Annotated in this window: 18 protein-coding genes; 1 reads left to right on the forward strand and 17 read right to left on the reverse strand. The window is 27.7% G+C overall.

Translation table 11 applies throughout. The annotated features are described in order from the left end of the window. Positions 1 to 323: 323 nt before the first annotated feature. From KGF41_RS17815 to KGF41_RS17840, 6 genes are all read right to left on the reverse strand, one after another. Positions 324 to 1829 (reverse strand): DUF1846 domain-containing protein, encoded by a 1506-nt coding sequence (locus KGF41_RS17815; protein ID WP_227840885.1) that lies wholly within the window; start codon positions 1827 to 1829, stop codon positions 324 to 326. A 261-nt stretch (positions 1830 to 2090) separates the two neighbouring features. Then, positions 2091 to 2441, reverse strand: a complete 351-nt coding sequence (locus KGF41_RS17820) for a DUF6483 family protein (protein WP_227842975.1) — start codon at positions 2439 to 2441, stop codon at positions 2091 to 2093. Positions 2442 to 2663: 222 nt separating this feature from the next. Next, on the reverse strand, positions 2664 to 2855 hold the full coding sequence (locus KGF41_RS17825; protein WP_003418667.1) for a hypothetical protein: 192 nt from the start codon (positions 2853 to 2855) through the stop codon (positions 2664 to 2666). 120 nt (positions 2856 to 2975) lie between these two features. Next, positions 2976 to 3890 carry an MBL fold metallo-hydrolase gene (locus KGF41_RS17830; protein ID WP_227829852.1) on the reverse strand — a complete coding sequence of 305 codons (915 nt, stop codon included), beginning with the start codon at positions 3888 to 3890 and terminating at the stop codon, positions 2976 to 2978. A gap of 170 nt (positions 3891 to 4060) precedes the next feature. Beyond that, on the reverse strand, positions 4061 to 5557 hold the full coding sequence (locus KGF41_RS17835) for a 4Fe-4S dicluster domain-containing protein (protein WP_227841404.1): 1497 nt from the start codon (positions 5555 to 5557) through the stop codon (positions 4061 to 4063). 262 nt (positions 5558 to 5819) lie between these two features. Further along, positions 5820 to 7310 carry a 4Fe-4S dicluster domain-containing protein gene (locus KGF41_RS17840; RefSeq protein ID WP_227829854.1) on the reverse strand — a complete coding sequence of 497 codons (1491 nt, stop codon included), beginning with the start codon at positions 7308 to 7310 and terminating at the stop codon, positions 5820 to 5822. Positions 7311 to 7776: 466 nt separating this feature from the next. On the opposite strand from KGF41_RS17840, the gene KGF41_RS17845 reads away from it, so the two are divergent. Beyond that, complete coding sequence (locus tag KGF41_RS17845; RefSeq protein WP_227436749.1) at positions 7777 to 7977, forward strand: cold-shock protein; 201 nt, start codon at positions 7777 to 7779, stop codon at positions 7975 to 7977. 162 nt (positions 7978 to 8139) lie between these two features. Here KGF41_RS17845 and speB read toward each other — a convergent pair whose 3' ends face one another. The 11 genes from speB to glgD form a co-directional block, all read right to left on the reverse strand. Next, positions 8140 to 9018 carry an agmatinase gene (speB, locus tag KGF41_RS17850; protein ID WP_227857027.1) on the reverse strand — a complete coding sequence of 293 codons (879 nt, stop codon included), beginning with the start codon at positions 9016 to 9018 and terminating at the stop codon, positions 8140 to 8142. After that, the gene (gene speE / locus KGF41_RS17855; protein WP_227841431.1) at positions 9008 to 9859 is read right to left on the reverse strand and encodes a polyamine aminopropyltransferase; all 852 of its coding nucleotides are present in this window, start codon (positions 9857 to 9859) and stop codon (positions 9008 to 9010) included. The genes speB and speE overlap by 11 nt, the downstream gene beginning before the upstream one ends. A gap of 35 nt (positions 9860 to 9894) precedes the next feature. Beyond that, on the reverse strand, positions 9895 to 10308 hold the full coding sequence (gene speD, locus KGF41_RS17860) for an adenosylmethionine decarboxylase (protein ID WP_227436754.1): 414 nt from the start codon (positions 10306 to 10308) through the stop codon (positions 9895 to 9897). Between the two features lie 60 nt (positions 10309 to 10368). Continuing rightward, positions 10369 to 11844: an aminotransferase class I/II-fold pyridoxal phosphate-dependent enzyme gene (locus KGF41_RS17865; RefSeq protein WP_227857028.1), complete on the reverse strand. Its 1476-nt coding sequence runs from the start codon at positions 11842 to 11844 to the stop codon at positions 10369 to 10371. 533 nt (positions 11845 to 12377) lie between these two features. Continuing rightward, entirely contained in the window at positions 12378 to 13682 is a 1305-nt protein-coding gene (locus tag KGF41_RS17870) for an MATE family efflux transporter (protein ID WP_227857029.1), read from the reverse strand. Between the two features lie 97 nt (positions 13683 to 13779). Beyond that, positions 13780 to 14592, reverse strand: a complete 813-nt coding sequence (locus KGF41_RS17875; RefSeq protein ID WP_227829867.1) for a MerR family transcriptional regulator — start codon at positions 14590 to 14592, stop codon at positions 13780 to 13782. Positions 14593 to 14762: 170 nt separating this feature from the next. Next, positions 14763 to 15401, reverse strand: a complete 639-nt coding sequence (locus KGF41_RS17880; RefSeq protein WP_227829859.1) for a GntR family transcriptional regulator — start codon at positions 15399 to 15401, stop codon at positions 14763 to 14765. A gap of 234 nt (positions 15402 to 15635) precedes the next feature. Further along, positions 15636 to 17501 carry a glycoside hydrolase family 13 protein gene (locus KGF41_RS17885; protein WP_227842982.1) on the reverse strand — a complete coding sequence of 622 codons (1866 nt, stop codon included), beginning with the start codon at positions 17499 to 17501 and terminating at the stop codon, positions 15636 to 15638. Between the two features lie 6 nt (positions 17502 to 17507). Beyond that, entirely contained in the window at positions 17508 to 19928 is a 2421-nt protein-coding gene (locus KGF41_RS17890) for a glycogen/starch/alpha-glucan phosphorylase (RefSeq protein WP_227857030.1), read from the reverse strand. Positions 19929 to 19941: 13 nt separating this feature from the next. Next, positions 19942 to 21384: a glycogen synthase GlgA gene (glgA, locus tag KGF41_RS17895; RefSeq protein ID WP_227857031.1), complete on the reverse strand. Its 1443-nt coding sequence runs from the start codon at positions 21382 to 21384 to the stop codon at positions 19942 to 19944. 28 nt (positions 21385 to 21412) lie between these two features. Next, positions 21413 to 22543: a glucose-1-phosphate adenylyltransferase subunit GlgD gene (gene glgD, locus KGF41_RS17900; RefSeq protein ID WP_227829863.1), complete on the reverse strand. Its 1131-nt coding sequence runs from the start codon at positions 22541 to 22543 to the stop codon at positions 21413 to 21415.

Below are 22543 nucleotides of genomic sequence, written 5' to 3' on the forward strand. Positions count from 1 at the left end.
TCTTTATGCTATTTTTTCATTTATTTTATTTATATATCAATATTTTCTCTTACTAAAATAGTTTATAATCAACTAATTCAATATAATTTATAAAAAATCATAAAAAACACTTGCAAAAACTAGGTAAAAGCTTTACAATAGGTATTCCAAGGAACTAAATTAAAATTCCTTATGGATAACAGTATATATATTAATTTAAATGGGATGTTTTAAAAATAAAAGACTGCCTTATACAAGACAGTCTACTGATTTTATTATAATTGTAATGGACTGCTCAAACTATTACTTTAAAACAGCCCATATTTTTTTGTATAATTATATTTTTAGCTATAGTAAAGATTTTGTGAAGGATACTCTGGGTCACAAGTTACATCTATACCAAGCTTTCTAAATGTTTGTTCATCATCTCTATTTAATATAGTAGTAGAATGAGCTTGACACCCTTTTAATAAAGCTAACTTTTCCATAGCAAATTGTGCAGTTGGATTAGTTACAGCGCAAATACTAAGAGCAGTTAAAACCTCTTGACAGCTAAGTGAAACATTTCTACTTGCTAAAGTTTTTGTTTTTAAATTTATAATAGGCTCTAATATTACAGGTGATATTAAATGCATATCATCAGATATATTGGCTAAATGTTTAATTGCATTTAGTACTGCTGCTGCTGTTCCATTCATTAAGTCAGAACCTTTACCAGTTAATATTGTCCCATCTTCTAATTCTAGTGACACTACAGGACAAGTATCATTTTTATCAGCATTTTCTTTTAACTTATTACTGTAATTTCTAGCAGGTAAAACAACGTTTCTATCTTCTGGCTTTAAGTTAAGTTCTTCCATAATCATTTTCATTCTATCATAAGCACCTTTATCAACTTGTCCCTTTTTATACTCACAGGCAGTTTTAAAGTATCTTCTTATAATTTCTTCTATAGAAGCTTTTCTTATTACTTCATCATCTATTATTCCAAAACCAACTCTATTAACACCCATGTCAGTTGGAGATTGGAAAATTGATTCTTTTCCAGTTATTTTTTCTATTATTTTTTTAAGCACTGGGAATAACTCTAAATCTCTATTATAGTTTACTGACATTTCACCATAAGTTTCAAGATGGAATGAATCTATCATATTTACGTCTTTTAAATCTACTGTAGCTGCCTCATAAGCTATATTTAAAGGATGTTTCACAGGTATATTCCAAACTGGGAATGTTTCAAATTTAGAATATCCAACTACATTTCCTCTTTTATTTTCATGGTATAACTGACTTAAGCAAGTACCAAGTTTTCCACTATTAGGTCCTGGTGCTGTTACTACTACAATTGGCTTTGTAGTTTCTATATAATCATTTGCTCCATATCCTTCATCACTAACTATAGTTTCAACATCTGAAGGATATCCCTTTGTTGGATAATGTTTATAAACTTTGATTCCTCTACGCTCTAACTTATTTATAAATACAGTCGTTGCAGGTTGTCCCTCAAATCTAGTGATTACTACACTATTTACATCTAGTTCATAACCTCTTAAATCATCTATTAATCTTAAAACTTCCATATCATAAGTGATACCAAAGTCACCTCTTATTTTATTTCTTTCTATATCTCCTGCATACACGCAAATTACAACTTCAACTTTTTCTTTCATATGTTGTAATACTTTTATCTTTGCATTTTCATCAAAACCTGGAAGTACTCTTTTTGCATGAAGGTCTCCCATTAATTTTCCTCCAAACTCCAAATAAAGCTTGTCAAAATTATTTACTCTCTCTAAGATATATTTAGACTGCTCTTCTAAATATTTTTTGTGGTCAAATCCTATTTTCATCTTAACACCTCACTAAATTAAATTTCTTTTTGATAACAGTATGTTTATATATATTTTTTTAGTAAAACATCTTATAAAAAAATGTTAATACTTTTTCACTCAAAGTAATATTATACATTTAAGATTAATTTTTTTCAAGATAGTTTTATGGTAAATAAGATATACTTATATTATTAATAAAATAAGAATATTATATTTTATATATTTAAATATAATATTCTCATCTTAATGTTAATTTATTTTAATATTTTTATACATACTTTATTCTAAATTTAAAACCTTCCTAATATCTTCTATACCTTGATAAACTTCTTGTTTAGAAAAATTCATAGACTCTAATTCTTCATCAGTTTTTTCCATAAGCATAGTATAAAATTCTATTGCTATATACTGCATATTTTCACTATTTACAGTTTTAGCTTTATCAAATAAAATTTCTTCTGCTTCATTCACATTTCCCTGGAAAACTAATCTTTTTAAAGTTATTAATATAACTTCTTCTTCAGTATTATATACTAAATCTTTTTCTTCATATTCACTGTATTTTTTCCCCAATAAGAATCTTGCAACCATAAGTTTTATCTCATTGAAAATCTTATCCACTATAGCCATATTTACATCTCCTATAAATAAAATTTATTTTCTTTTTAATTATACCAAACTTTCTAGAGAAAATTATTGTATGTAAATAAAATAATGAATAAATAATTTTTGAATAATAAAAAAAGAAGGTAGCGGGGGATATCCGACTACCTTCAAACACTAGATTGTGATTGGTTTGGTATTTTGTTTATACCCACCATAAGCTTCTTTAAATCATTTAAATTGATTTTTTTAGCATCCACATCCTCCATCAAAAACGTCACCACATTCGCAAAGTATTAATAATAATATTAAGAAAGGTATCCATGCACATAAGTCCATTTCAGCCCAACAGTCTTGGAATGCTAAGAATAAGAAAAATAATATTATTATCCACCAAGCACATCCGCCAAATCCGCCTTCACCAAAAAATCTATCCAACATAATATGTTACCTCCTAGTTATTTTGTATGTGGAGTTTCAGCTCCTAAAATATACTATGTTTAAGGTCTCATATTTGCTAATGATTTTTTTAAATTTTTTTATACAATTTTTCAGAAAACACTATTGACTTACACTTAACTTATTTCCGTCACTATCTATAACTATGTCTCCATTAGAAGTAAGAAAAGTTTTTATATCTAATTTTTTTAATATTTCTAATACTTCTTCATCAGGTTCTTTTTTCTGTGAGCAAGTAATAGCAGCATATTTTGGTGAAATAGATTTAAAAAATGCTTCACTTAATTTATCATACCTTCCATGATGAGGAATTTTCACAAAATCGTATTTTAAAGTATTTTTACTTATAAATTCAGCTAAACGTTCTTCTTCTGCATCTCCTGCAAACAAAAAGTTATGTGTTCCATAATTTATACTAGTGATTATCGAGTAATCGTTTGAACTCTCATAATTACTTTTTAAAGCTGGCTGTATGCTTATTTTTGCTTTATTGATTACAATATTCATTTTTTCTTTCAATACTGTAGGCTCTATACCAGTTTTTTTAAGCGAGTTAATATATTCATCATATTGTTTACTATCTTTTTTATAATTTGCTTGTATTAAATTATTCACTTTAACACTGGACAACACACTATCAACTCCACCTATGTGGTCTTTATCTAAATGAGTTAAAATTAGATAATCAAGCGTATTTATACCTTTTTCTTTTAAATTATTAACTATTTGTTCACCATCTTTATCTTCTCCTGTATCAATCATTATAGCTTTCTTGCCTATCTCAATTAATATGCAATCTGACTTTCCAGTATTTAGTATAGTAGTTTTAAATGCAGTATTTTCTATATCATTTTGAATATTATTTTGACTCATACTATTTTTCTCACTATCTAAATAAGATTTACTTGTTGATTCTGTCTTACCATTAGCAGTTACATTTACTACAATCAATAGCACTGCAATCAAAGATACTGTTGTAATTAAAAACATGATATCTTTTAATATTATTTTCTTCATCCAAAAGCTCCTATAAATTTTATTTATTACATATTTATAGTATAGCAATGCTGACATAATAAAATACACCTAGAAAAAGGGCAAATTCTAGGCATATTTGTGGCATTAAATATAACAAATAGTTTAGTTTTATAATTGTAACTAAGTATTTTTTAAAATATCAATTAACACTATCTTTCTAAATTTAAATCTTCAAACTCTTTTATTTTATCATTAGATAAAACACTCTTCTTAGTTGACTGTCCATTTTTTCTATCAAAAGTATTTTTAGCTTTTACACCTGATAAGAATTTACCAGCTCCATTAATACAGCCTTCTTCGCACATCATTCCTTCTATAAAATTACCTTCTAATCTACCTAATTTAGCCATTGTCATTGTTTTCTTAATTTGTCTTGGTCCAGAAACTTTTATAGGCTCAAAATCAAAACTGATACCTTTTTCAGCAATATAATTCTGTATTGATTTTGTGAGCCCACCAGACGCTCCAAATCCCCTTCCAAAAATTGAACCATCATTTATATCATCATTTGAGCATTTTGACAAATCTACATTAAAAGCTTCAAATAATGCCATTAGTTCTTCAAAAGTTAGTACATAATCCACTGCATCTTTTAAACATTCCTCAGTTGCCTCACTCTTTTTTGCAGTACATGGACCTATAAATACTACCTTAGCATCAGAATCAAATTTTTTTACGAATCTTCCTGTGGCTACCATAGGTGATACTGTAGAAGATATTTTATCAACTTCATCTGGGAACATTTTCTCTATATATTTAAAGAACCCAGGACAACATGAATTTGTCATATACTTATCTCCAGATTTTATTCTTTCAATGAATTCATTACTTTCACGAACTGTAACTGCGTCTGCTCCACAAGAAGCTTCTATCATATCTATAAATCCTAGTGATTTTACAGCATTTTTTAATTGTCCATATGTAATGTTACTATCAATTTGACCTGTTATTGCTGGAGCTACTATCGCATACATATTTTCTTTTCTTGCAAGTTTTTTTGCAACTGGTACTATCAAACTCTTGTCAGATATTGCTCCAAATGGACAAGCTGACATGCATGCGCCACAATTTATACAATTATCTTCATGTATCATAGCTTTCATAGTATCTCTATTAAAATCTAACGCACCAGTTGGGCATACACTTTTACATGGTCTTATAACCTCTGAGATAGCATCATATTGACATGAACTTTTACACATTCCACAAGCTTTGCATAAATCATGGTTTATATAAGCTCTTCCATTTATATAAGAAATTGCTCCAAACTTACAAGCTTCTTTACATCTATGTGCCAAACACCCTCTACAAAGTTCTGTTACTGTAAATTCATTTATTGGACATCTATCACATGCAGCTTCCACTATATACATAATTTGCTCATTGGAGCCTAAATTTACTGAATCTGGATTTATATTTTCATATTTAGTATTTGGTGTCAAACTCAGTGCAAGTTGTGCTCGTTCAAGAACTACCTCTCTCTCTTTATAAACGCAGCATCTATATCTTGCTTTCTCTCCTTTAATTATTTCATATGGAATTTTTTCTATGTTCTCTTTTGTTAAATTTTCCTCAATTGATAGCTTTGCTACAACTGTTAAAATCTCATGTTTCAATCTTTTTAGCTGTGTTTCAAACTCAAACATAAGTACTCCTCCCTATAAACCACCTATTTCACCTATATTTATACTCTTATGTATATTGTATTTTTTATTTATTTCCATAAATTATTATAACATAGGCATGGTCTTTGTTAAGTTATATACAAAATATTATATATCTAATTTTTATTTTAAGCACTTAAATATATTAATATAAATCTAAATAAAAATAGAGTTATCCTAATGTTAAATTACAACTTAGAACAACTCTATTCTCCATCTATATTTTTTATGATTATCTATAAATCTATTTTTCTAGATTTATATCACTAAAATCTTTTATTTTTGTATTTGCTAAAATACTTTTCTTAGTTGATTGAGAATTTTTTCTATCAAAAGTGGTTTTAACCTTTGCACCTGATAAGAACTTACCAGAACCATTTATACATCCACCTTCGCACATCATACCTTCTATAAAGTTTCCTTCTAATTTTCCTAAATTAGCCATAGTCATTGTCTTCTTAATCTCTCTTGAACCAGAAATTTTTACAGGTTCGAAATTAACTCCAATACCTTTTTCAGCAAGATAATTTTCTATAGCTTTTGTAAGTCCACCAGCAGCACCAAATCCTCTTCCAAATATTGATGCATCATCTATATCTTCATTTGAACACTTAGCTAAGTCTATATCAAATGCTTCAAATAGTGCCATTATTTCTTCAAAAGTTAGTACATAATCAACAGCTCCTTTTAATTCCTTTTTAGCCGCTTCATTCTTTTTAGCTGTACAAGGACCTATAAATACTACTTTTGCATCAGGTTCATAATTTTTTATAAATCTTCCACTAGCTATCATAGGAGATACAGTAGAAGATATTTTTCCTACAAGGTCTGGGAATGTCTTTTCTATGTAACCAACAAATCCTGGACAACAAGAGTTTGTCATAAAAGAGTCTCCTTCTTCCATTCTTTCAGCAAACTCTAAACTTTCATGAACTGTAACTGCATCTGCTCCACAAGCTGCCTCTAGTACATCGACAAAACCTAATGATTTTATAGCATTTTTTATTTGACCATATGTAACATTTGCTTCAACTTGACCTGTTATAGCTGGAGCTACTACTGCGTACATTTTTTCTTTTTGTACTAATTTTCTAGCTACTGGAGCTATCAAACTCTTATCAGATATCGCTCCAAATGGGCATGCTGACATACACGCACCACAGTTTAAACATTTATCTTCATGTATCATAGCTTTCATATTTTCTCTATCAAACCCTAAAGCATTAGTTGGGCATACACTCTTACATGGTCTTACAACCTCTGAGATGGCATCATATTGGCAAGCTTTTTTACACATTCCACAAGCCTTACATAATTCATGATTTATATAAGCCATTCCCCCAACATGTGTAATAGCACCAAATTTACAAGCTTCTTTACATCTATGTGCTAAACAACCTCTACATATATCAGTTACTGTAAATTCGTTTATTGGGCAACTATCACATGCTGCTTCTAAAATATATATTATTTGTTCATCTTCTCCTACATCCATTGTATCTAAATCTATTTTATCTTGACCTGGCAATAGTCCCATACTTACATTTACTCTTTCAGATATTATAGCTCTTTCTTTATAAACACAACATCTGTATGTAGGTTTCTCGCCTTTTATTATTTCATATTGAATATTATCCATTGCTTCTCTTGTAAGGTTATCTTCTTTTCCAAGCCTAGCTATTGCAGTTAAAACATCATGTCTTAATTTGTGTATTTGTGTTTCAAATTGAAACATGTTAATACCACCCCCGTAAATAATTTTATACGGTACTATTATAGCATAATATTTCCTTTTATTAATATATATGTAAAACATTATATATTTAATTTTTATTTTATCGAATTTATACACTGTTTTTTTGTTTTATTATATAATAATAGTGATATTTCTGAAATTTCACTATTTTTAAATTTTATTTTTAGTCTATTTTATAATATTTTTTATTATTTTTTTATATTTTACTCTTTATTTTTTAATTTATATATTACATTTTTTGATATTAAATTTGCTAAACCTCATCAGATTTCTATTTTATTTTCTTTCATTGTTAATATATTTTTTAGCAAAATTTTTTAAATTCTAAAATTGATTAACTTTTTTAAAAATTTTAATTGCTTTTTTTTAAAATTTATGCTATATTAATAGAACAGACTTAATTTATTTAGTTTGTATTTTTTAATAAAGCGGAGGTTTTTTTATAATGAAAAACGGAATAGTAAAATGGTTTAATAGTGAAAAAGGATTTGGATTCATATCAGTAGAAGGAGAAGACGATGTTTTCGTACATTTCTCAGCTATACAAACTGATGGATACAAAACTTTAGAAGAAGGCGAAAAGGTTAGCTTTGATATAACTCAAGGTAATAGAGGACCTCAAGCTGAAAACGTAAATAGAATATAATTATTTAATTTAAATATATATATTTTAGAAAAGGAGCTACATAAGGCTCTTTTTTGTTGTCTAAAAGAAAATAAAGAAGTTACCTTAAAAAAGTACTAAACTTAAAACAACTTATTTAAAGTAACTTCTTTCTATTATAGTATATTATTCATATAGACTACACTACCTAAATTTACTTGATATTATTAAGCACAATTCTCTCAATACTTTACATGCTATAACTGTTGATACTCCTGTCGTATCATAATCAGGGCTTAGCTCTACAATATCACAACCAACTATATTTATATTAGATTTTTTTATAATCTTAAAAATATCTTGAAATTCTCTATAATTTATACCACCAGGTTCTGGTGTACCTGTTCCTGGAAATACAGATGCATCCAACACATCTAAATCTACAGTTAAATAAACATTTTTCCCATTCAATTTATTAATTATCTTTTCAAATGTATTTATTCCACCAACTTCCATATAAGTATGTTTTTGTTCTATTGCAAATTTAAATTCTTCTCTTGTTCCAGACCTTATTCCAAATTGAAATATTTTATCGTCTCCAACAACATCCCATACTCTTTTAATTACTGTTGCATGAGAATTTTTATTGTTATTATATTCTTCTCTTAAATCTGTATGAGCATCAAAGTGAATTACATACACATCATTATACTTCTCATAGACTGCTTTAAAAGCTGCTAAAGTAACTAGATGTTCACCACCAATCATAAATGGAACCTTTAAATCTTCAACTATACTAGCAGTTTCATCATATATTTCTTTCAAAACTTGTTCTGTATCTCCAACACTAATTTCCAAATCTCCATAATCACATATATTATAATCTTCTAAATCCAAGTCTAAAAAAGGACTATATGTCTCAAGACCATAAAATTCTTTTCTCATCGAGCTACTTGCAAATCTAGCTCCAGGTCTATTTGAAGTAGTTCCATCAAACCCTACTCCAAACACTATCAAATTTGATTCTTCATAACTTTTATCCATACCCATAAATGTATTTATATGATAGAAATTACTCTTCATTTAACATCTCCTTTACATATTGAGGTAGCATAAATGAACCTAAATGGATATCACTATTATAATACTTCGTTTTTAAATTTAATTTTTCCCAACCATCTCTATCTTGATTTTTTATTGGGTCTAGTTTTTTTGAAGCAAAACCAAATAACCAGTGTCCAGATGGATATGTTGGTATATGTGCTTGATAAACTTTAGATATTGGAAATATACCTTTTAACTTATCGTTGGCTCTTTTCATTTCTTTAGCATTAAACTCAAAATAAGGACTTTCACTTTGATTTACTAAAATTCCATCATCAGTTAGTATTCTATAACAATCTCTATAAAAATCATTTGAAAAAAGTCCTTCTCCTGGTCCTATTGGGTCAGTTGAATCTACTATTATTAAGTCATAAGATTTGTCATAAGCCTCTTTAACAAACTTAACTCCATCTTCAAAATATAAATTTACTCTTTCATCGTCTAATTTACATGAACATATATCTATATACTCTTTAGACACATCCACAACCATTTTATCTATTTCAACCATATCAATTTTTTCTATTTTAGGATAACGACTTAACTCTCTTACTGTACCACCATCTCCACCACCTATAACTAAGACTTTTTTGATATTTAAATTTGTAGCCATAGGAACATGAGTTATCATGTCATGATATATAAACTCATCTTTATATGTCACCATCATTAAACCATCTATCGTCAGAAACTTTCCAAACTCCTCACTATCAAACACATCTATTCTTTGAAACTCAGACTTCCCTTCAAATAAATGTCTATCTACTTTTATAGAAAATCTTACATTTTCTGTCCATTCCTCTGTATACCAAAGTTCCATATAATAATCCTCACTTTCATTTATCTACTTTATGTTTATACTGCTTCAGGTTTATGAGTGATTTTACCTAAATCTTTCTTTGAATATTTTTTTATTTTTGTTGTCAATCCTCTTGGAATTTCTGTGGACTCACTTCTTTCTGATTTTAGAAGTTGTTCCAATAATTCGAAACTTTTCCATGGGTCTATATCACCACAAGTAAAAAAATCCGCCGCTGCATAACCATATTCAGGCCAAGTATGTATTGTCAAATGAGATTCAGCAATTATGACAGCACCCGAAACCCCCCAAGGATTAAAATGGTGAAATACAGAATCAACAATTGTAGCCTTTGCATTTAATGCTGAATCATTCATAAAATTTTCTATAAGATGTGGGTCTTTAAGTATGCTCTCATCACAGTTATAGTATTCTACTAGTATATGTCTTCCTAGTGTTTCAAATTTCATTTCAATCTCAACTCCTTTTACATATTTATATATACTATTCTATTTATCCAATAACACAATTTATTTTATAACGAGTATTGTATCTAAGTTTTTATCTTGCATATCAGTCAAATACGCATTACTCTCTTTTAAAAAAACAATATACTCCATAATTTCTTTTGTTATTAACTCTCCTGGAGTAACAATTGGTATACCTGGTGGGTATGCCATTATTGATTCTCCACAAATTCTACCTATACATGACTTGATTTCTACACTTTCTTTAGATGCATAAAAAGCTTCTCGAGGATTAAGCTCAATAGTTGGATTTATTTGAATCATATTAAACTCATTTAACTTGGCTTCTTTTCTATAAGTTTTTTCAATTATAGAAAGAGCCTTAACCAATCTATCAATATCTGATTTATTAGTTCCAATAGATACAAGTGCTAAGATATTGTACAAATCTCCTAGTTCTACTTGAATTGAAAACTTTTTATACAACAAATCATACACTTCAAAGCCAGTTAAATTTAACCCTTTTACATTTATACATAATTTAGTTTCATCTATAAATTTAACACCTTTTCTTTTTAATATTTCGGTAGACAAAACATCTATTCCATCTATTTTATTTAATCTAGCTTTTGCGTATCTCGATAAATTTAATGCTTTTGATAATTGTTCTTCTCCATTTTCAACTAGGTTAACTCTCGCTCCATCTATACTTGCCATAAGCAAATAAGATGCAGATGTAGACTGTAACATATTGATTGACTGAAGTACTTTTTCAACTCTTATATTTTCTCTATTCAATAAAAGTGCTGAAGATTGTGTCAATGCTCCTCCAGTTTTATGTATACTTATAGCCACCATATCTGCTCCTAAACTTATTGCAGAAGGAGGTAAATCTAAATGAAATGGAAAATGAGCACCATGAGCTTCATCTACTAACACTAAAAGATTATTTTTATGGCATAATTCTATGATGTTCTCAAGGTCTGCACAAGCACCATAATAAGTTGGATTAAGTAAAAATAAAGCTTTTATATCACAGCTTTTTTCTATTTCCTCTTTAACTTTCTCAATAGTAATATTTAAACTTATACCTAGTTGCTCATCAAATTCTGGTTGTATAAATACTGGTATTCCTCCACAAAGTATTAAAGCATTTATTACTGACTTATGAATATTTCTTGGGAGCAATACTTTTTCTCCTGGATTTATTACACTTAGAATCATTGCATGTATTGCTTGTGTAGTACCATTAGTTATAAAGAATGCTTCATCAGCCATGTATGCCTGCGCTAATAAATCTTGTGCATTTTTTATGACTCCAGTTGGATTAGATACATTATCCATAGTGGGTGATGAGTTTATATCCATTTTCATGAGATTTTCACCTAGATATTTATTTAATATATCTACACCTCTATTTTTCACATGTCCAGGTACATCAAAACAAGCTATATCTCTTTTTGAATATTCTTTTAATGATTCCAATAAGGGCGCACATTCATAGCTCAATTCAACTGCATTTGCGAACTCACTGTCCATGACTTTAAATTCATCTCCTCTCTATTTTAATATTTTTATTGTTTTTATTTATTATTTCTATTTTTTATTTTTACTTTTATTAAACTCATGATATTTATTATATTAACAAACAAGTCTTTTTACAAGTATTTTTTTATTTCGTACCAAAAACCTATACCTTAGTATTATCAATATTTATAAACTTTTATATTTTTTATTGTTTATATTAATTTTTTTATAAATTAGTATTTGTAAACTTTATCACTTTTAGTCAATTTCATATTTTTATTTTTTTCAAGTTTTACTAACGCTTTAAGTTTAATATTTTTAATTTGTATGTATTCTATTACTAAACTTTCATACTATTTTTATTTTATATATTAAAATCTATAGTTTAGTGTAACTAAATAATTTTCATATTTACACATTTAAATTTTTTATAAAAATTATTAAAATTTAATCTAGTACTATAGAATAAATTCTATTTGTACAAACAAAAATAGAGTAGTGAATAAATTCACTACTCTATATAAATAATTTATAGTATCATAACATTATAAACTTATAGCATTTTTTGTACATTCCTTTACATTTACTACTTTATTCATAATTAGAACTGTCAAGAGTTCTGAAACAGCCATACTTACCCATATTCCATTTACTCCAAATAACTTAGAAAAAACAAGTAGTATAATCGGCAATAGTAAGATTGAACGTAAAACTCCTATAATATTAGAATGTACTGGCATTTCTATCGCTTGATAATACATCATAGTTGTTAAATTTTTTCCAATCATAAGATAGGCTAAATTAGCCATGTTAAGTGCAACATAAGCCATTAAAATAATTTCTTTATCACTCGTAAATATTTTTATAATTTCTTTTCCAAATAAAAAACATATTACTGTGAATATTATAGATACACAAAAACTCATTTTTGTTGCCATATTATAATAGCCTAACATTTTTTTAATTTCTTTAGAGCCAAAATTATAACTTATAAGTGGTTGAACACCTAAAGTTATCCCCATTAAGAGATTATAAATATTAGTAGTTACATAGTTTACTACAGCATAAGCAGAAAGACCTACATCTCCAACAACTCTTGTCAAAACTATATTATGTGCAAGTATAATTATTGAAAAAGCACTCTCTGCAAAAAATGAAGGAAATCCTATATTAAATAATTCTTTTAAAACATCCTTTTCTATCTTTGCTGGCCCAAAGGATAACTTACCTTTTTTAAACATAAAATGAGGTAACATTATTATAAGTGTAGATAGTTGACCTAAGCCACTTGCAATTGCTGCACTTTTCACACCAAATCCAAGCTTAAATATAAATATATAATTTAAAGTTATATGAAATATTGTTCCTGACACGGTAGCTATCATGGCAAGTTTTGGTCTTCCATCATTTCTTAAAAAACTACAAAAAACAAGACCTAGCAAATTTGGGAAACAGAAAACAGCATAAAATGTTAAGTATTCAGAAGATAATCCGACTAAACTTTCTGTTGCTCCCATAATTCTAACTATATGCTCTGAAAAAAGTATACAAATTATTGTAAGAGATAAACTACCTATTATTAAAACTTTTATTACTTGCCTAAATATATTTACAGCCCTTTCATCATCTCTAGAACCAAATTTTTTCGAAACTAGTGCTCCTCCTCCAACTGCCATTAAACTGGATAATCCTAAAAATACCATTACAAGAGGCATCACTATACTAACAGCTGTAAGTGCTGAATCGCCTAGTCCTTTTCCCAAAAATATTCCATCTAATATTGTATTAAAGGATGATACAAACATAGCAAGAGCTGATGGTATAGCATACTCTAAAAATTTTTTTGACATTAAAAATCTCCCTCCCATAGATTATTATAATAAATATTATTTCACTATATAAAATACTAATCTATCCTCTGAGGGTAGAGTCAAGTTTTTTTGTATACTATTTTTTTCTTATTTCTAATTGAACCAATGTCTTTTCTTTTGTGTCTGAATCCACTCTAGAAAGCATCCATATTTCATTAAAGTTTCCAACAAGTTCTATATTATTATCATTTGCATAATCGATTATTTTTTTATAATAATCATAGGCATTATTCCAATTATCATCATATATAATTGTTAAATATTCACCTGCTGGTAAAATGTGCTGATTTTCATATTCTTCTCTTTCTGTAAAATCTACTATATAATCATATAATAGTGCTTTACCTTCTTTAATTACTTTCTCATATGAAATACTACCTGAAATTATAGGATATACATCATTATACTTATCTTGAATGTGTAAAATAATATGTCTCAGATACATCTCAAGTTCAACTTCATCCTTTGAATTACATTTATAGACATTTACTTTTCTTTCTTTATTGTATTTTATAAATACATTATTTAAATCATATTTTAACAATTCATTTACTTTAAATTCTATATCATTTAGATAATTTTTCACATCTGATAGTTCTTTTATTTTACTTTCTATCATTTTATTTTGTCTATCAATTGTATTCATCATAGACTCAATTGAGCTATCTGAATCAATTAATTTTTTTATATCTTCAAGAGCCATACCCATAATCTTACAGTACTTAATTACATCTATACTCATAAACTGCTCTCTTGAATAATACCTATATTTATTTTCTTGGTTTACATATGCTGGTTTTAATATCCCTACTTTATCGTAGTATCTTAGAGTTTTTATTGACAAATCAAAAAGTCTAGATACTTCTCCTATCGAAAAATATGTTTTTATATTATCCCCTCCTTTATATTTTGCATTAAAATGGTACTACATTAATCTATAAATATCAATATAAAATTAGTTGTATTTTTAATTAATTTTATATTGATATTTATAGATTAGAAATAATAAAATAATGATAGAATTATATAAAAAATAAGAGAAGCTTTTAAAAGCTTCTCTTATTCCATCTCTGCTATAGGTATCGTTTTCCAATGTTTTCTTAAAATTGCTTCAACATTTTCTGAATCTTTCGCTCTCATAAACTTCACTGCCTCAATATGTTGATTATTGCTGTAAGTTAACATTTTATACAATTCTTCTTCATTGTCGCTAGTATATGACTTTGACATAAAATTATATCTAAGAGAATTCAACATATTTATTAATACTTGATTATCTGATTTTGCTATGTATATATCGTGAAATTCATTGCTTAGTTTTAAGTAGTTATTGTAATTTTTATACTTTATAGAGATAGCCATCATTTCTGTTAGCTCGTCCATTTTTATTAAATCTGATTCAGTTAAATTTTCTAAAGATGAAGAACCTGCTAACGCATCTAACACACCAATTACAGAATATGTGTCTAGTTTTTCCTTTTCCTGAAACTCTTTTACCACAAATCCTTTATTAGGTATCTTTTCTAGTAAATTTTCACCTGCCAATCTCGTTAGTGCTTCCCTTGCTGGTGTTCTACTAACTCCAATAGAGTTGCAAATTTCAGATTCAGTAATTCTCTGATTAGCTTCATACTCTCCATTTTGGATTTTTTTTGATATATAGTCATAGACTTGAGTTGTAAGTGGATCTACTTTCATAAGACACTCCTCCATATTAAGATTATAAAAGTTAAATCTCCCTACAACTTCAGTAGAGAGGTTTTGTTTTATCTTACTTATCTATATAATATCATAACTTCTATATTTTTTACACTTCTTTGTAATATTTTGAAATACTAAAATTTTTATGATAATTTAAAACAAAAATGTAGCAAAACCTTTGATAAATCAAAACTTTTGCTACATTTTTACTTTTAATTTAAATTATTGTACTTAAAATACACTAAAAATAATAAATGATTTAGAATCCATATGGATTTTTAATTCGTTATTTTCTATCGGTATATTTTTATTTACATTTTTAGAATTATACTTTATAGGTATTTCCTCTATAAAGCTACCCTCTATATTTAATGACATATTTTCAGGATTGTTACTTCTGTTTATTAAAATTAGTATCCTATCATTATCTTCATTAAATCTTATAAATGCAAACACATTATCATTTCTAGTATATATAAATTCTGTTTCTCCTGAACTTAAAATTTTATTTTTATTTCTGATTTTTATAATATTTTTATAAAAATTTAACATATCTTCATCTTCATTTTTCCATGGATATGTTCTTCTATTGTCTGGGTCTACATCTCCGCAAAGACCTGCCTCATCTCCATAGTATATATATGGTACTCCTTCAAATGTCATTTGTATAGCTACAGCAAGTTTCATCAAATCTATATCATTATTTAATTCAGTTTTAGCTCTTGTAACATCATGTGTTCCAATTAAATTTAAATTAGACTTAAATGATTCTTTTGGATAATTTTCTTTAATTTGTATATATCTATTGCTAAGTTCATATGAATTAATTTCTCCTTTTAAAAAAGAAAACATATTATTTCTAAATGGATACCCCATAACAGAATCTAATTCTTCACCTAATAAATAGCTTCTTCTTTGACCATAACTAATCTTATTTGAGGCGTCTTCCCATACTTCCCCTATAAGTATCGAGTCATTATCAGCTTCTTTTAATTCCTTTTTCAGCTCTCTTATAAACTCAGTTGGAAGTTCATCTGCAACATCCAATCGCCACCCTTTAATCCCCATATTCATCCATTTGTTTACGACACTATCCTTGTCATATATTATATAATCCATATAGCTTTTTTCTAATTCATTTGTATTTGGCAAGGTCTTTATATCCCACCAACTTTTATATTTATGAGGAAATTCTTCAAACATATACCATGAATAATATGGTGATTCCTCTGATTGATATGCACCTAAACTATCATAATTTCCATACATATTAAAATACTTACTATCAGCTCCAGTATGACTAAAAACACCATCAAGTACTATTGATATATCTTTTTCTTTTGCTTTATCAATTAATTCTTTAAATGTATCTTCATCTCCAAACATAGGGTCAATATTTTTATAATTTCCTGTATCATACTTATGATTACTAGAGGCTTCAAATATAGGACTTAGATATAATATACTCACTCCTAATTTTTTTAGATACCCAAGTTTATTAATTATTCCTCTTAAATTTCCACCATGAAAATCCCACCTTATAATATCCCCTCTACTGTCCTTTATGTACATAGGTATATCTTCCCAATTACCATATATAAAGCTGTTTTTTTTAGGATTATCAACCTTCCCATTACGATTTCCATTGTTAAATCTATCTACAAATATATGATAAAGTACTCCTTCTTTATACCAGGTTGGCACTTTAAAGTCTTTATAAACAGTAATTTGATATTTATTGATATCATTATAATTATATTCACAAGCGTATCCATTTTCTCTATTCTTTCCATAGAATACAGTCTTTTTCTCACCATCTATTTCAACAATTACTTTAAAATAATAGAAATAAACACCTGTTATATCAAATTTTTCAACCTTACAATAAAAATACTTTCCAAGTGTATTATTGTTTAATTCTTCATTTAAAATTATTGTCTTTGTTTCATCTTCTTTGTTTATTTCTAGGGAAATAGACTCAACATTATATCCTTCATTTACTTTAACTTTAATTATCAATTCTTCATTAAATTTTAAAGCTCCAAACGGAGCCTTAAAATTTTTATCCCAAGAATTATATTCTATTATGTTTTGCATTTATAATCACACCCTTTTAAACCAAATGTCTTTTGCATATTCAGAAATTGTTCTATCAGAAGAAAAAAATCCTGAATTAGCTATATTAACCAAAGACATTGTATTCCATTTTTCTTTATCACGATATAGTTTGTTTATATTTGCCTGAGCTTGACCATAATTTTCAAAATCCCTCAATACAAAGTACTCATCATTGTAAGTGGTAAGTGAATTATAAATACTTCTACCTTCTTCACCTAGGTTAGGAATAAATCCATTTATTAAATCATCTACTACCCTTTTTATATTCATGTTAGAATGATACAAATCAAGTGAAGAATATCCACCAAACTTATTGTAATTCAGTACTTGCTCTGCACTAAGTCCAAATAAAAACATATTTTCTTTTCCTACTTGTTCACATATTTCTACATTTGCACCATCTAATGTGGCTAAAGTTATGGCACCATTCATCATAAATTTCATATTACTTGTTCCTGATGCTTCTTTTGTTGTCGTTGAAATTTGTTCACTCACATTTGCTGCTGGTATTATTATCTCTGCTAATGATACACCATAATTCTCTATAAATACTACTTTTAACTTGTCCTTTACTCTAACATCATTATTTATAGTACTTGCAACTGAATTTATAAATTTAATTATACACTTGGCTAAATAATATCCTGGTGCGGCTTTTGCCCCAAATATAAAAGTTCTTGGGTCAATATTTAAGTTAGGATTGTCAAGTAATTCATGATACATATGGAGTACATTAAAAATATTCAATAGTTGCCTTTTGTAAGCATGCAACCTCTTAACCTGAACATCAAATATAGAATTAGGGTCGATATTTAAATCGTATTTATCATTTATAAAATTTGCTAAATTTACTTTATTATTGTATTTTATATCATCAAGTCTTTTTAAAACAGAAGAATCATTTTTAAATTTTTCAATATTCTTTAGCTGTAAAGTATCTGTTTTCCATGAGTCACCAATTAAATCTGTTATTAAATTACTAAGTTGAGGATTTGAACTTATAAGCCATCGTCTATGTGCAATTCCATTAGTTTTATTGTTAAATTTATTTGGTTCGTCTTGATAAAAATCTTTTAAAACTTCTGTTTCAAGAATTTGAGTATGAAGCTTAGCAACTCCATTTACACTGTGACTTGTTACAATACATAAATTTGCCATATTTATGTTGTCCCAATCTATTATACTCATTCTTCTTATTTTATCTTGGTCATATCCTTTATTATTTAACTCTTCTACATATCTTCTATTTATTTCTTCTATTATCATATAAATTCTTGGTAATAGCTCTTTTATCATGCTTACAGGCCACTTTTCCATTGCTTCTGACATTATAGTATGATTAGTATAAGATACTGTTTTTTTAGTTATCTGCCATGCTTCATCCCAAGATAATCCTTCTTCATCAAGTAGAATTCTCATAAGTTCTGGTATACATAAGGTAGGATGTGTATCATTTATATGAATTGCCACCTTATCAAATAAATTCCTGATATTTAGCTGATTCTTTTTACACTTCCTTATGATATCTTGTACACCTGCACTTACAAAGAAATACTCTTGCTTAAGTCTCAATAATTTTCCTGCATAATTTGAATCATCAGGATACAACACTTGTGAAATTTCTTCAGTATAATACTTGTGTTTTAAAGCTTCTTCATAACTTCCTGAATAATTTAGAGCATTTGAGGTAAGTTCTCCAAAGTCTCTTTTTGGTATCTCACTTTTAAATAATCTTAAAGTATTGATACATTGATTTTGGTATCCAATTATTGGTATATCATAAGGCATTGCCATTACAGGAAGATAGTTTTTATGGACTACTTTTAAATGAATTCCTTCCTTAATCAACTCTACTTCTCCACCAAACTTCACCATTGTTGCTTCATTTGGTCTTACAGTTTCCCATGCATAACGTCCTTCTGTAAGCCAGTTATCAGGTACTTCGACCTGATAACCATTTACAAATTTTTGTTCAAACAAACCGTATTTATATCTAATTCCATATCCTTGACCACTTATATTCAAAGATGCCATAGAATCTAAAAAACATGCTGCTAATCTTCCAAGACCACCATTCCCTATGGCTGGGTCTACCTCAGCTTTGATTAAATCATCTAAGTTAATTCCTAATTCTAGTAATCCTTCTCTAACTTCTTCTTCAATATTTAAATTTAATAAATTAGATTTTAATTGTCTTCCTATTAAAAACTCTAGACTAAAATAATAAACTTCTTTTTTCTTATCTAACTTCGTAGCAACCCATTTTTTTGCTATTTCATCTTTCAGTAGACTACATAGTACATTTAACAATTGTTCATCAGTAGCTTCCTTGATAGACTGTGCATATAAGCTATACATTTTCACTTCAAATTTTTGCTTGAATTTCTTTTTGCTTATTGTTACCAAAAAAACCACTCCTTTAATCACATATGTCTCTATATGTTTCTATATACTCCTTAGCTGATTTTTTCCAACTATTATCAGTATTCATTGCATTTTCAACTAGTTTCATCCATTTTTCTTTATCTCTAAAAACCTTAATTGCATTTTTCAAACAGAAAAACATCTCATGAGCATTGTAATTTTTAAAACTAAATCCATTACCTTCTCCAGTAAATTGATTATAAGGTGTTACAGTATCTTTAAGTCCTCCAGTTTCTCTAACTACTGGCAAAGAACCATATCTCATAGCTAGCATTTGACCTATACCACAAGGTTCAAATAGTGATGGCATCAAGAATATATCGCTTGCAGCATAGATTTGTTGAGCCAACGATGCATTAAATGTGATTCTAGCTGATACTTTACCTGAAAAATTAGAATCGTAATAATTAAACATTGATTGATATTGATGTTCCCCAGTTCCTAAAATGACAATTTGTAAATCTTCCCTCATAAGCTCAGGCATCATATAGGCTATTAAATCAAATCCTTTTTGAGAAACTAGTCTTGAAACTATTCCTATTAATGGAATAGAAGAATCTTTTTTTAATCCTAATATATCTTGTAATCTCAATTTATTTTCCAATTTTTTCTCAATAGAATTTACATCGTAATTAACAAATATATCCTTATCTTTCTCAGGATTATTCAAGTCATAATCTATACCATTTAATATACCTTTTAATTTTCCTGATTCCTTTCTAAGCAAACCATCTAATTGTTCTCCATAAAAAGATGTTTGTATCTCATTTGCATAAGTAGGACTAACAGTTATAACTTTATCTGCAAAATTTATTCCAGCTTTCATAAAATTTATTGAACCATAATACTCTATATCTCCATTATCAAAATATTTTTCAGGTAAATCTAATATATCATCTAAGACATACTTATCAAATACACCTTGATATTGTAGATTATGTATAGTATACATAGTTTTTATATTTTTATACCCCTCAAGGGTTGCATATCTCTCTTTTAAAATTAATGGTAACATTCCTGTGTGCCAATCATTTATATGTATTACATCTGGATAAAAGTCAATTCTACTTATAGCTTCTAAGACAGCATCTGTAAAGAATGTATATCTTTCTGCATCATCTCCATATCCATAAATACTCTTTCTCTCATCTTCTCTTCTAAAATAAAATTCATTGTCTATAAAATAAAATTTAACACCATCTAGCTCCATTTCTAAAAGACCACAATATTGATTTCTCCATCCAACACGTACACTAAAAACAGCTATTTCTTTTAATTGATCTTTTAAATAACTTGGTATAGTTGAATATTTAGGCATTATTACCCTTACATCTACACCTTCTTTTTTTAATTCTTTAGGCAATGCATAAGATACATCTCCTAATCCTCCAGTTTTAGCAAAGGGCCAACACTCTGCTGTTACATAAAAAACTTTCACTAGCTATTCCCCCTTCTAAAAAATATTTTTATATATTCGTATTTTTTTCTACTACAATAGGATATTTTTCATCTCCTTTTAACTCTTTTCCTTTTGATACACTTGTATTTTTATCTAGTATTGCATTATATAGTTTTGCATTTGACTTTATTACACAATTTTGCATTACTATTGAGTTTTCTATAACTGTTCCTTTTTCAACATTAACTTTTCTAAATATAATACTATCTTTTACAGTACCTTCTATTAAGCAACCTGATGCTATAAAACTATTTTCTACCTTTGCACTATCTGTGTAAATTGTAGGTGACTCATTCTTTTCTTTAGTAAATATTTTTCTTTCAGAATACAATAATTCATCAGCCACTTCTATTTCTAATAAATCTTTACTCATTTGAAAATATGATTCAACAGAATTTACACATTTCAAATATCCTGTATACTCATAAGCTCCTATTTTCATATTTTCTGCTTCTTCAACAATAAATTCTTCTAGATAACAATAGTTTCCTTTATTTACAATATTATATATACATTCTACAAAATCTTCACGCTTCATAATATATATTTCCATACATATATTTGCTCTAGGGAATTTTCCTAAATTATTTCCGACATTTATTACTCTGTTATTACTATCTAAGTTTAAAGTTAGATTACCTTCAAAATCTTTATTTGCATTGTTTACATTTTTATATATCATAGTTATATCATTATGAGATTTTTTATGGTATTCCAAAGCCTGAGAATAATCTAAATTGCATAACATATAACTTGGAGCTATTAAAATATATTCTTCTTCACTTTTCTCTATATAATCAAGATTAGCCAGTATTGTGTATATATCTCCTTTTCTATGTGAGTAAGTATTTCTATACTTAGTATTTTCTGGGCTAAAAATTGATAAACCACCCTTTTTTCTACTTAAATCCCAATCTTTCCCGCTACCTATATGGTCTGTCAATGATCTATATTTTTCTTTTGCAAATATTCCAACTTTTGTAATTCCTGAATTTATCATATTAGATAGAGCGAAGTCTATTATTCTATATCTTCCAGCTATTGGTGTAGAAGCTATCGGTCTTCCATAATTAAGTTTATTTATTGCAGGGTCTCCTTTTTTGTTTAAATTTATTATACCTAAACATTCATTTCTCAT

The sequence above is a fragment of the Clostridioides sp. ZZV14-6150 genome, from assembly GCF_020657875.1.
Taxonomy (GTDB): domain Bacteria; phylum Bacillota; class Clostridia; order Peptostreptococcales; family Peptostreptococcaceae; genus Clostridioides.

Bases quoted from the DNA above. Each gene is read 5' to 3' on its own strand.
- KGF41_RS17815 (WP_227840885.1), bottom strand. From the start codon at position 1,829: ATGAAAATAGGATTTGACCACAAAAAATATTTAGAAGAGCAGTCTAAA.
- KGF41_RS17820 (WP_227842975.1), bottom strand. From the start codon at position 2,441: ATGGCTATAGTGGATAAGATTTTCAATGAGATAAAACTTATGGTTGCA.
- KGF41_RS17825 (WP_003418667.1), bottom strand. From the start codon at position 2,855: ATGTTGGATAGATTTTTTGGTGAAGGCGGATTTGGCGGATGTGCTTGG.
- KGF41_RS17830 (WP_227829852.1), bottom strand. From the start codon at position 3,890: ATGAAGAAAATAATATTAAAAGATATCATGTTTTTAATTACAACAGTA.
- KGF41_RS17835 (WP_227841404.1), bottom strand. From the start codon at position 5,557: ATGTTTGAGTTTGAAACACAGCTAAAAAGATTGAAACATGAGATTTTA.
- KGF41_RS17840 (WP_227829854.1), bottom strand. From the start codon at position 7,310: ATGTTTCAATTTGAAACACAAATACACAAATTAAGACATGATGTTTTA.
- KGF41_RS17845 (WP_227436749.1), top strand. From the start codon at position 7,777: ATGAAAAACGGAATAGTAAAATGGTTTAATAGTGAAAAAGGATTTGGA.
- speB (WP_227857027.1), bottom strand. From the start codon at position 9,018: ATGAAGAGTAATTTCTATCATATAAATACATTTATGGGTATGGATAAA.
- speE (WP_227841431.1), bottom strand. From the start codon at position 9,859: ATGGAACTTTGGTATACAGAGGAATGGACAGAAAATGTAAGATTTTCT.
- speD (WP_227436754.1), bottom strand. From the start codon at position 10,308: ATGAAATTTGAAACACTAGGAAGACATATACTAGTAGAATACTATAAC.
- KGF41_RS17865 (WP_227857028.1), bottom strand. From the start codon at position 11,844: ATGGACAGTGAGTTCGCAAATGCAGTTGAATTGAGCTATGAATGTGCG.
- KGF41_RS17870 (WP_227857029.1), bottom strand. From the start codon at position 13,682: ATGTCAAAAAAATTTTTAGAGTATGCTATACCATCAGCTCTTGCTATG.
- KGF41_RS17880 (WP_227829859.1), bottom strand. From the start codon at position 15,401: ATGAAAGTAGATCCACTTACAACTCAAGTCTATGACTATATATCAAAA.
- KGF41_RS17885 (WP_227842982.1), bottom strand. From the start codon at position 17,501: ATGCAAAACATAATAGAATATAATTCTTGGGATAAAAATTTTAAGGCT.
- glgD (WP_227829863.1), bottom strand. From the start codon at position 22,543: ATGAGAAATGAATGTTTAGGTATAATAAATTTAAACAAAAAAGGAGAC.